We start from the raw sequence: 10,691 nt of genomic DNA on the forward strand, positions 1-10,691 counted from the left end.
TATTTTCTGAGTTATTTTTTCCATAAAAATTCTTTTTTCCAATTATTTGGAAAACCCATTTCACTCAAAATAATAAAATTATTCTCCTCTAATAAATTTATTATTTTATTCTTTAGACTATGCTCTGGTGAAACCTTATTCAATACATACAACAAACAAGAAATTAAATAATACATTGATTGTTTATCTTCTGGTTCACTTATAAAATCTGATTTTGGATTTCCTAAAATTTTTGGAGAAAAATGAAGTTTTCTATTCCATAACCGACCATGATGAGCTATAATATTTCTTATTGTATTAAAAGATTGTAACCAACTTTTTAAAAAACTAGAATTAGGTAAATCAAATTCAGTTGCAATTCTATTTTTAGATTTTATATTATTATTTAGATTACTATATAATTTTGATAAACATCCAAAAGATACTATTTCTAATGTTTTATACGCTGGTGGTTTATGTCTGTTTCCATAGTTTTGATAATGCTTTTGAATAAAAAACTCTTTAGTCCTTCCTAGTTCTTTTTCAATTTCACTGATTGAATTATTAAAATAATCTACATTGAAAAAATTATTTTGATCTTCAAACCACCATTGATTTAATTCTAAAGAAGGGTAATAAACCATTTTGGTTCTTAAAGCAATCTCTACACGTTCTATTGCATCGAAGAGAAGTAAACGTAATTTTCTATCAAAAGTATAAAGATTAATTATATCATTAAAATTTGTTCCTTCTTTAAATGTATGATTTTGTTTATCAATTTGAAATTCCCACCAATAGCCTTGAAGTCTAAAATAACTAATATTCTTAAGATAGCCTTTAGCGATATCATCATCATCAATTACTAAGCCTCTTTCTTTTAGCTGTATAATTTGATTATCTAAAGTCAATATTTTTTTAGGGTAGCCTTCTCTATTCACTTTGTAAAAAAAAAGACCCGCCTGGGTGCGCTAAAGAAGCGTGGCGAGTTCTATTGCTACAAATATACAAAAAAATAATATCAAATTTGATATTATTTTAAATAAAATCATTCATGAAATCTTTTCTCAATATTTAAGACAGGTAAATAAACCTGATACCTTGCTAGTTACAATCCTAAATTAAAAGTATGTTACCAAACCTCTACGCAAACAACGTAGCAAAAGCTTCTTCAATTTTACCGACTAAAAGCAATTTTATAGAGTGATTTTTTGAAGATATTTTGTTATATTTTGATGCTACTAAAGTTTTATATCCTAATTTTTCGGCTTCTAAAATACGTTGGTCGATTCTTGAAACAGGTCTTATTTCTCCTGATAAACCAACTTCGGCAGCAAAACACACATTCGGGTTTATTGCCATGTCTTGATTGGAAGAAATAATTGCGGCAACAACGGCTAAATCAATTGCGGGATCATCGACACGGATTCCTCCGGTAACATTTAAAAACACATCTTTTGCGCCTAATTTAAAACCTGCTCGTTTTTCTAAAACAGCCAAAATCATGTGTAATCTTTTTAAATTATATCCTGTGGTAGAACGCTGTGGAACTCCATAAACTGCGGTGCTTACCAAAGCTTGAATTTCAATCATTAACGGGCGGATTCCCTCTAGGGTTGAAGCAATTGCGGTTCCGCTTAAATCGGCATCTTTTTTAGATATTAATATTTCTGATGGATTTGATACTTCTCGCAATCCTGTAGATAACATTTCGTAAATTCCTAACTCGGCAGTGGAACCAAATCGGTTTTTTTGAGAGCGTAAAATTCTGTACGTATGATTTCTATCGCCTTCAAATTGTAAAACAACATCGACCATGTGTTCTAAAATTTTGGGTCCTGCGATATGCCCGTCTTTATTAATATGCCCAATTAATAAAACTGGTGTTCCTGTTTCTTTGGCGAATTTTATCAGCTCGGCGGAGGTTTCTCGAATTTGAGAAACACTTCCTGGTGATGCTTCAATAGTATCGGTATGTAGGGTTTGAATAGAATCTATAACCAATACATCGGGTACTACTTCGGCAATATTTTTGAATATTTTTTGAGTGTTGGTTTCTGTTAAAATTAAACAGTTTGAATTGCTTGCTTCTAAGCGTTCGGCACGCATTTTTATTTGCGATTGACTTTCTTCTCCTGAAACATACAGTACTTTTTGAGGAATATTCAACGCTATTTGTAGCAATAATGTTGATTTTCCTATTCCTGGTTCTCCTCCTAATAAAACAACGGCTCCTTTTACAATTCCTCCGCCTAAAACGGTGTCTAATTCGGTGTTTTTAGTAGCAATACGCTCCTCAGAATTTAACTCAATATCTTGTACTTTTAAGGGTTTCGAAACTGTTTTCCCTATATTTTCAGGGGTTTTCCAGCTTCTTTTTTCTTCTTTTTGAATTACTTCTTCAACAATGGTATTCCATTCTTTACAGGTATTGCATTGCCCAGCCCATTTTGAATGTTGTGCGCCACAGCTTTGACAGGAAAACGTCGTTTTTATTTTTGCCATTGGAAGTAATTTGAAGTTTTTTAAAAATCTTATTCGTACTATTATAAGTAAGATTCAAAGTTACAAACTAATCGTTAAATATGAAGCGTTGTTTTTTAAAAGCTTGTTTAATTTTAATGTAAAAATTTTACTCGAAAACTGCGTTAGCGATTGAATGGCATGTTTGAGCTCTTTTTTATTTTTTCTTTTTAAAAAAATAAAAAAAGCGAGTAATGAAAGCGCGACCTGCAAGGGAACGCCCAAAAAATTATTGTTATTTCTTGCTTTTATTATAAAGTGGTAAAAATAGAAATGCCAAGCCTCCGAAAATGATAATCATAGCGGTTTGTGACGTCCACATAATCCAACCGAAAGCGGTTGCGGGTTCTGCCGATACTCCAAATAAAGCCATTGCTCCTGCTACGGCAATTGGGTATAAACCGATGCCTCCATTGGTGGCTGCGATGCTAAATGCGCCTGCTATAAAACCGATTAAAACGCCGCCTAACGGAACTTCTAAGCCGTTTATTGAAGGGATTGTTGCCCAAAACATACACACGTACATTGCCCAAATAAACACGGTGTGGAATATAAATGTCCACTTGTGTTTCATTTTAAAAATGCTTGTTACGCCTTCGACTAAGCCTGAAATAAAGCTTTTAATTTTTAAACCAATTCCTGATTGTGCTTTTTTTACATAACGGGTTATGGCGTAAAAAACAAGGGCTAAAACACTTAAAATAATGACGATTCTTAGCGGGTCAAAATTTTTGGTAAGCAGGTTATAAATAAAATCGAACTGTAAAAAAAGGGTGATTGCGATGATGCTTAACATCATAATTACATCGGCAATTCTTTCGGCTACAATAGTTCCGAATCCTTTTTCAAAAGGAATATCTTCGTAGTTTGCCAGTACAGCGGCTCGTGAAACTTCGCCTGCTCTTGGTAGTGCTAAATTAACTAAATAACCGACCAAAACAGCTAATGTACTATTGCCAAAATCGGGTTTATAACCCATTGGTTCTAACAGAAATTTCCATCTATAGGCTCTTGATAAATGGCTTAAAATTCCAAAAAATAAGCCCAAGGCTATCCAACTGTAATTGGCGTCTTTAAAATATTGAACTAAAACATCTAACGAAATTTTAGAAACAGAATACCAAACTAAAAAACCGCCCAAAATGAGCGGTAATATAATTTTTAAAGCTTTTTTTAAATTCAAAATGTAAGAATCTAGGTAAGTGTATTGTCGGCTTCGTTAGGAAAAACTAAAGAAGGTGTAAATTTCTTTGCTTCTTCTAATTCCATAAACGCATACACGATTAAAATTAACACATCGCCTTTGGCTACTTTTCTGGCTGCAGCACCATTTAAAGTGATTTCACCGCTTCCTCTTGGTCCTGGAATAGCGTATGTTTCTAAACGTTCGCCATTATTGTTATTCACAATTTGAACACGTTCGCCTTCGATAATTCCTGCTGCATCCATTAAATCTTCATCAATGGTAATGCTTCCTATATAATTTAAATCGGCACCCGTAACTTTTACGCGGTGGATTTTAGATTTTACTACTTGTACTAACATATTACAAAAATAGTTTTTTAATGATTAATGTATTGTTTTTTGTTGATTTTTATTTTAATCGAATATTATCTATCAATCGAATATCGCCTGCAAAAACGGCAATAAAGGCACGATATTTTTCGTTTTCGGCTTTTATTTTAACAGTTTTTAGGGTTTCTTCGGATGCAATAGTAAAATATTCTAAGCGTAATAACGGATGTTTTTTAAACTTTTTAACTACCCATTTTGTTACTTTATCTGCACTTTTTATGCCAAATTTTTTCTTGGCTTTTTTTAGTGTTCTATAAATAAAAGGTGCAACTTCTCTGTATTCTTCTGATAAACGGCTATTGCGAGAACTCATTGCCAAACCATCTTCTTCCCTAAAAATAGCACAGCCTTTTACTTTTACAGGAATTTGGTGTTTTTTAACCAGTTTTTTGATGATTTGTAATTGCTGGAAGTCTTTTTTACCAAAATAAGCCGTATTTGGCGTTACTATTTCAAATAATGATTTTACAATAGTTCCTACACCATCAAAATGTCCGTCACGAAATTCCCCTTCCATTTGATGCTCTAATCCATCAAAATTAAAGGTATCAGCAGTTATATTATTGTCATAAATTTCGGCTACTGATGGCAAAAATAATACCTCACAATTTACACTTTCTAAAAGGGCGATATCTTGGTCAATCGTTTTTGGATAATTTACCAAATCTTCTTGATTATCAAACTGCGTAGGGTTTACAAAAATACTCACTACCGTAATAGCATTGTGCTGTTTTGCTTTTTTTATCAGCGATAAATGCCCTTGATGCAAAGCGCCCATCGTAGGCACAAATCCTATTGATTTATCAGCCTTTTTAAGAGTAGCTAAATATTCTTTTAATGCTGATTTGGTTTTATAAATTTTCATGGTCTTATAGTTGGAAAAGGTGCAAAATTAGCAATTTAACACCATTATAGCATAAATTTTCGTATTTTTGCTTCTTTAATAAAAGAGACAGATTTAATGAAGGATAAGAGAATATTATACGTTTCATCAGAGGTAATACCTTATTTACCTGAAACAGAATTATCGTCTACTGCATTCAATGTTGCTAAAAATGCACATTCTAAAGGAGTTCAAACCCGTATTTTCATGCCTCGTTTTGGCGTAATTAACGAACGAAGGCATCAATTACATGAAGTTATTCGTTTGTCTGGAATGAATTTAATAATTAACGACATGGATATGCCGCTAATTATCAAAGTTGCTTCAATCCCTAAGGAAAGAATGCAGGTGTATTTCATTGACAATGAAGAGTATTTTAAGCGTAAAGCAGTATATTCTGATGAAGATGACAAGATGTTTACTGATAACGACGAGCGTATGATTTTCTTTGCAAAAGGAGTCGTAGAAACAGTAAAAAAATTAAACTGGGCACCTGATGTTATTCATATTCATGGGTGGATGGCATCTTTACTTCCATTATATTTAAGAGAATTTTATAAAGAAGAACCATTATTTACAGAAAGTAAAATTGTAACTTCGATTTATGAAAATAATTTTGAAGGTGAATTAAATACTGAATTGGCAAATAAAGTTCGTTTTGATAAAATTGAGGAAGCTAAAATTGCAACAATTGCAACTCCTAATCAAATCAATATTTTAAAAAGTGCTATTGAAAATTCAGATGCTATTGTAAAAGGTAGTGAGGTTTTACCTGATGAAATTAATGCTTTTATTGCTGAAAAAAGCACCAAGGTTTTAGAATTTCAATCAGAAGAAACTTTAGCCGAAGCATATTTAGATTTCTATAAAGAAAATGTTTTAGAATTAAGCGAATAAACAATACAAATGATTAAAAAAATTGGTGGTTTAGGTATTAGCTTGCTATGTTTAGCAGCTATGGTGTCGTGTGAAAAAGATTTTAGCGACCTAGGAGGTCATGTGGTTGCTAACACAAAGTTTGAAACTGGTGAACTATTATTAGACGTTGAAATTGAAAAAATTGACATCGCAAATACTAATACAAACGATGCTTATAAAGCCGTTAGGGCAGATAATATTAGTCTTGGTTCTTTAGGTGAATATTGGCTAGGTGTTTCTAAAAATAATGAAAATTATAAAGGGATTCAAGCCTCTGTTATTAGTCAATTAGCGTATGTGTCAGGGCTAAAAAACAAAGCTATTTCTGGTACTGATACCATTTATAACTTAGATAAGGTTATTTTAAAAATACCTTATAAGACAACTGCTACAACAACATCTAAACAAGAAACAAGTTTTGAACTTGATTCGTTTTTAGGGAACTTAACGGAGCCTACTGCTTTAAAAGTGTTTCAAAATGAAACGTTTTTAAAAAATGACAATCCTACGCCAAATAATCCTGGTAAAAGGAATACCTATTTATCGAATGCTGAATATTTAGGGGATAATTTATTAAATGAAGACCCTGATTTCACCTTTATTGTCGATACAAAAAAAGATACTGTTTTTAACTATCAAAGAATAGATAGAATGGACACTTCTAAAACATATTTAGAAGCTGTTAAAGTTAAAAAATCGAGCACAACTGCTGCAGTACCTTTTTTAGCAATTCCTTTAGATCTTGCTAAAATGAAAACCTTATTTTGGGATAAATTTGAGGGTGCTAATTTTGCATCTAAACAAGCTTTTGATGTTTATTTTAAAGGATTAAAAATTATGGCTTCTGGTGAAAAGGGCGCTTTGATTCCTTTAAATTTAACCAATGATGCTTCTTTGGTATTTCAGTATTCGAAAGCTATTTCAAAAGCAGGTAAAGTTGCAAGTAGCGAAAATGAAGAATATTCTTTTGCTTTATCAGGTATTAAAAATAGTAAATATGTAATGTCTGAAGCAAAAACACCTGTACCTTCTAACAACTTTGTAATTCAAGGAACCGCAGGTTCAATGGCTAAAATCACGCTATTAAATACAACAAAACTTGAGGAGTTAAGAGCTAATAATTTATTAATCAATGATGCTTCGTTAACTTTTCATGTAAATCAGAATATTAATACCGATAAAAAAATAATTCCTCAAAAATTATTTATTTATCAAAATATAGACAAAGCAATAGAAGGTATTCAAGCTACACAATTAACGGATGCTTACAAAGAAGCGGCTGTTTTTGGTGGTAATCTTGAAGTGTCGGAAGATGATAAACCTGAAAAATATTCTTTCAAAATAACAGATTACATCACTAATTTATTAGAAGGTAACGGTAGTATTGACCCTTTAGTTTTAAAGGTTTACAACAACCCTACAGACAACGCTTTTAAAAATAAAGTACCTGATGTAAATGTTAAAACTTATAATTGGAACCCAAGAGGGGTTACTTTATTAAACGGAAATAAAACAGCTAACGGAATAAAAAGAGCTGTATTAAAAATATCATATTCAAAAGAAAAATAAAACATTGCTATGTGTGGAATTACAGGATATATAGGGCATAGAGAAGCTTACCCAATTGTTATTAACGGATTAAAACGCCTTGAATACAGAGGGTACGATAGTGCTGGAATTATGATGTACGATGGTGAAACAATTCATCTGACAAAAACAAAAGGAAAAGTTGCTGACCTAGAAATCATTACCAATAAAGACGAAAAAAGAAAGAAAGGATCTATAGGTATTGGGCATACACGTTGGGCTACTCATGGAGTACCAAACGATGTAAACTCACATCCTCATATTTCACAATCTGGAAATTTAGTGATTGTTCATAATGGAATTATTGAAAATTATGACACCATAAAAAAAGAATTAATCTCTAGAGGTTACACCTTTAAAAGCGATACCGATACAGAGGTATTAATTAACCTTATTGAAGAGGTTAAAAAGAACGAAAAGTGTAAATTAGGAAAGGCAGTTCAATTAGCGCTTACAAATGTTATTGGTGCATATGCAATTGCTGTTTTTGATAAAAACAAACCAAACGAACTAATTGTAGCGCGTTTAGGAAGTCCAATTGCTATTGGTGTTGGAAAAAACAACGAAGAGTTTTTTATAGCTTCGGATGCTTCTCCTTTTATCGAATATACCAAAGATGCTATTTATTTAGAAGATGGTGAATTAGCGATCATCAAAAAAGATAAAGGAATTAAAGTTCGTCAAATTGAAAATGATAAAGAAATTGACGCTACCGTTCAAGAACTTCAGTTAAGCTTAGAGCAAATTGAAAAAGGTGGTTATGAGCATTTCATGTTAAAAGAAATTTACGAACAACCAAAAGCTATTATTGATACTTACAGAGGACGAATGTTAGCCGATCAAGGTATTATTCGTATGGCAGGTATTGATGATAATTTATCAAAATTCACCAACGCTAGCCGAATTATTATCGTGGCTTGTGGTACTTCTTGGCATGCTGGTTTGGTAGGAGAATATCTTTTAGAAGATATGGCACGTATTCCTGTTGAAGTAGAATATGCTTCTGAATTTAGATACCGTAACCCAATTATTAACGAAAACGATGTGGTAATCGCTATTTCTCAATCAGGAGAAACTGCCGATACTTTAGCAGCTATTAAATTAGCAAAATCAAAAGGAGCCTTTGTTTTTGGTATTTGTAATGTAGTCGGTTCTTCTATTGCTAGAGAAACTCATGCTGGTGCTTATACGCATGCAGGTCCTGAGATTGGCGTTGCATCAACAAAAGCATTTACTACGCAAATAACCGTTTTATCATTAATTGCGTTAAAATTAGCACAAGCAAAAGGAACGTTATCTAAACCTGCTGTAAATAGTTATTTACAAACCTTACAACAAATTCCTGCGCAAATAGAAACCTTGTTAAAGGCAGATGCGCAAATTAAAGAAATTGCAAAGGTTTATAAAGATGCTAAAAACTGCTTGTATTTAGGTAGAGGATTTAATTTTCCTGTGGCTTTAGAAGGTGCTTTAAAACTTAAAGAGATTTCATATATTCATGCAGAAGGATATCCTGCTGCCGAAATGAAGCATGGTCCTATTGCTTTAATCGATGAAGATATGCCTCTTTTTGTAATTGCGACCAATAAAGGGCATTACGAAAAAGTAGTAAGTAATATTCAAGAAATAAAATCTAGAAGTGGTAAAATTATCGCTATTGTAACACAGGGCGATACTACGGTAAAAGAAATTGCAGATCATGTGATTGAAATTCCTGATACTGACGAAGCTTTTACGCCGTTATTAACCACAATTCCTTTTCAATTATTATCGTATCATATTGCGGTTTTATTAGAAAAAAATGTAGATCAGCCAAGAAATTTAGCGAAATCTGTAACGGTAGAATAATAGAATAAGTATTTTTTTATAAAATTTAAAAACTCCTGAGATTGTATCTCGGGAGTTTTTTTGCTTTATTATTTTTATTTACAGCAATAAATTAGCGAAAATCCGTGAAATTAGCGTCTAAATTTCAGGATACTTTATTCTTTCGAAAGGTAACATATACAGGAAAATGATCTGAAAAACCACCCTGATACCAAGGACCAATATAGGTTCGAAATGGGCTGTTTTTAAATTTTCCTTTAGCAAACTGTAGCCATTGTTTCTTAAAAATACCTGCTTTTAAAAACGTATGCACACTTTTCTTGGGATGAAAAAAATCTTTAGAAAAAATAATTTGATCAAATAAATGCCATTTTTTATAATAGGTTAACGTGCCCTGCCCTTTTTTGAATAAAGGCTTCATCGGATTGTAAAATTCATCGGTAACTAAAAATTCGTTGACACTTTTACTTGTTGGATCGTCATTAAAATCGCCCATAATAATAAACTTTGGGTTTTCTTCTTTTGCTTTTATAGCATCTAACACTTTATGTACGTGTTTTGCTGCGGCTATACGTTTTTCGGTGGTTTGTTCTTCGCCATCTCTTCTTGAGGGCCAATGATTGACTAAAATGTGTATTACTTGTTCATTTAAGATTCCTTTTACCACCAATAAATCACGGGTATAATCAACCTCACCTTTGTTATCTGTTAAATATAACGGGAATTTATCCGAAGAAAGAACCTTAAAAAAAGTAGGGTTATAAAGTAATGCCACGTCAATGCCTCGTTCGTCAGGCGAATCAAAATGAACATAGCGATACGCGTACTTTGAAATATTTTTATGATGTGTTAAATCTTTAATTACTTTGGCATTTTCAACCTCCACCAAGCCAATTAACACAGGAGGAATTGCCGATTGATTGCTTCCTATTTGTTTTATGACATCCGTTATTTGTTTTATTTTCTGTTGATATTTTCTAGCATTCCATTTCCGCCTACTCGATGGTGTAAAATCATTATCGGCTGTTTTTGGGTTGTCAACAGTATCAAATAAATTTTCAACATTATAAAAAGCAACGGTAATTATATTTTTTCTTTTAGATGTAGGCATTTCATGAAATTTTACACTAAAATACGCAATAAAAATAGCTTAGAGTTTTATAGGTATTATTGTAAGACGCTAATTTCACGGATTTTCACGAATTATTTTTTGAGGATGATCTTGTTTTGTTGAGACGCTAATTTCACGGATTTTCACGAATTATTTTTGAGGAGATCTTGTTTTGTTGAAGCGCTAATTTCACGAATTTTCACGGATTATTTTTTGAGGATGATCTTGTTTTGTTGAAGCGCTGATTTCATGGGTTTTAACGGATTCTTTTTGAGGAGATCTTGTTTTGTT

At 32.3% G+C, this 10,691-nt stretch carries 9 protein-coding genes; 3 read left to right on the forward strand and 6 right to left on the reverse strand.

Annotated elements, in window-relative coordinates:
* Positions 1 to 11: 11 nt before the first annotated feature.
* The 5 genes from DPIF8902391_RS08065 to panC form a co-directional block, all read right to left on the reverse strand.
* Positions 12 to 917, reverse strand: coding sequence for an Abi family protein (locus DPIF8902391_RS08065; RefSeq protein ID WP_172505517.1), 906 nt, complete (start codon positions 915 to 917; stop codon positions 12 to 14).
* Between the two features lie 202 nt (positions 918 to 1,119).
* Positions 1,120 to 2,481 carry a DNA repair protein RadA gene (gene radA, locus DPIF8902391_RS08070; protein ID WP_058885984.1) on the reverse strand — a complete coding sequence of 454 codons (1,362 nt, stop codon included), beginning with the start codon at positions 2,479 to 2,481 and terminating at the stop codon, positions 1,120 to 1,122.
* Between the two features lie 253 nt (positions 2,482 to 2,734).
* Positions 2,735 to 3,682, reverse strand: a complete 948-nt coding sequence (locus tag DPIF8902391_RS08075; protein WP_172505518.1) for a lysylphosphatidylglycerol synthase transmembrane domain-containing protein — start codon at positions 3,680 to 3,682, stop codon at positions 2,735 to 2,737.
* Between the two features lie 11 nt (positions 3,683 to 3,693).
* Entirely contained in the window at positions 3,694 to 4,044 is a 351-nt protein-coding gene (panD, locus tag DPIF8902391_RS08080; protein WP_058885987.1) for an aspartate 1-decarboxylase, read from the reverse strand.
* Between the two features lie 49 nt (positions 4,045 to 4,093).
* Complete coding sequence (panC, locus tag DPIF8902391_RS08085; RefSeq protein ID WP_172505519.1) at positions 4,094 to 4,939, reverse strand: pantoate--beta-alanine ligase; 846 nt, start codon at positions 4,937 to 4,939, stop codon at positions 4,094 to 4,096.
* Between the two features lie 96 nt (positions 4,940 to 5,035).
* Between panC and DPIF8902391_RS08090 the strand changes: the two genes are divergently transcribed.
* The 3 genes from DPIF8902391_RS08090 to glmS are packed head-to-tail and all read left to right on the forward strand — an operon-like array spanning position 5,036 to position 9,310.
* Entirely contained in the window at positions 5,036 to 5,854 is an 819-nt protein-coding gene (locus tag DPIF8902391_RS08090; protein ID WP_058885989.1) for a glycogen/starch synthase, read from the forward strand.
* Between the two features lie 9 nt (positions 5,855 to 5,863).
* Positions 5,864 to 7,444: a DUF4270 family protein gene (locus DPIF8902391_RS08095; RefSeq protein WP_058885990.1), complete on the forward strand. Its 1,581-nt coding sequence runs from the start codon at positions 5,864 to 5,866 to the stop codon at positions 7,442 to 7,444.
* A gap of 9 nt (positions 7,445 to 7,453) precedes the next feature.
* Complete coding sequence (gene glmS / locus DPIF8902391_RS08100) at positions 7,454 to 9,310, forward strand: glutamine--fructose-6-phosphate transaminase (isomerizing) (RefSeq protein WP_058885991.1); 1,857 nt, start codon at positions 7,454 to 7,456, stop codon at positions 9,308 to 9,310.
* A gap of 124 nt (positions 9,311 to 9,434) precedes the next feature.
* Here glmS and DPIF8902391_RS08105 read toward each other — a convergent pair whose 3' ends face one another.
* Entirely contained in the window at positions 9,435 to 10,400 is a 966-nt protein-coding gene (locus DPIF8902391_RS08105) for an endonuclease/exonuclease/phosphatase family protein (RefSeq protein WP_172505520.1), read from the reverse strand.
* Positions 10,401 to 10,691: the final 291 nt, after the last annotated feature.

The sequence above is a fragment of the Tenacibaculum finnmarkense genomovar ulcerans genome (assembly GCF_900239495.1).
GTDB classification, from domain to species: Bacteria; Bacteroidota; Bacteroidia; order Flavobacteriales; family Flavobacteriaceae; genus Polaribacter; species Polaribacter ulcerans.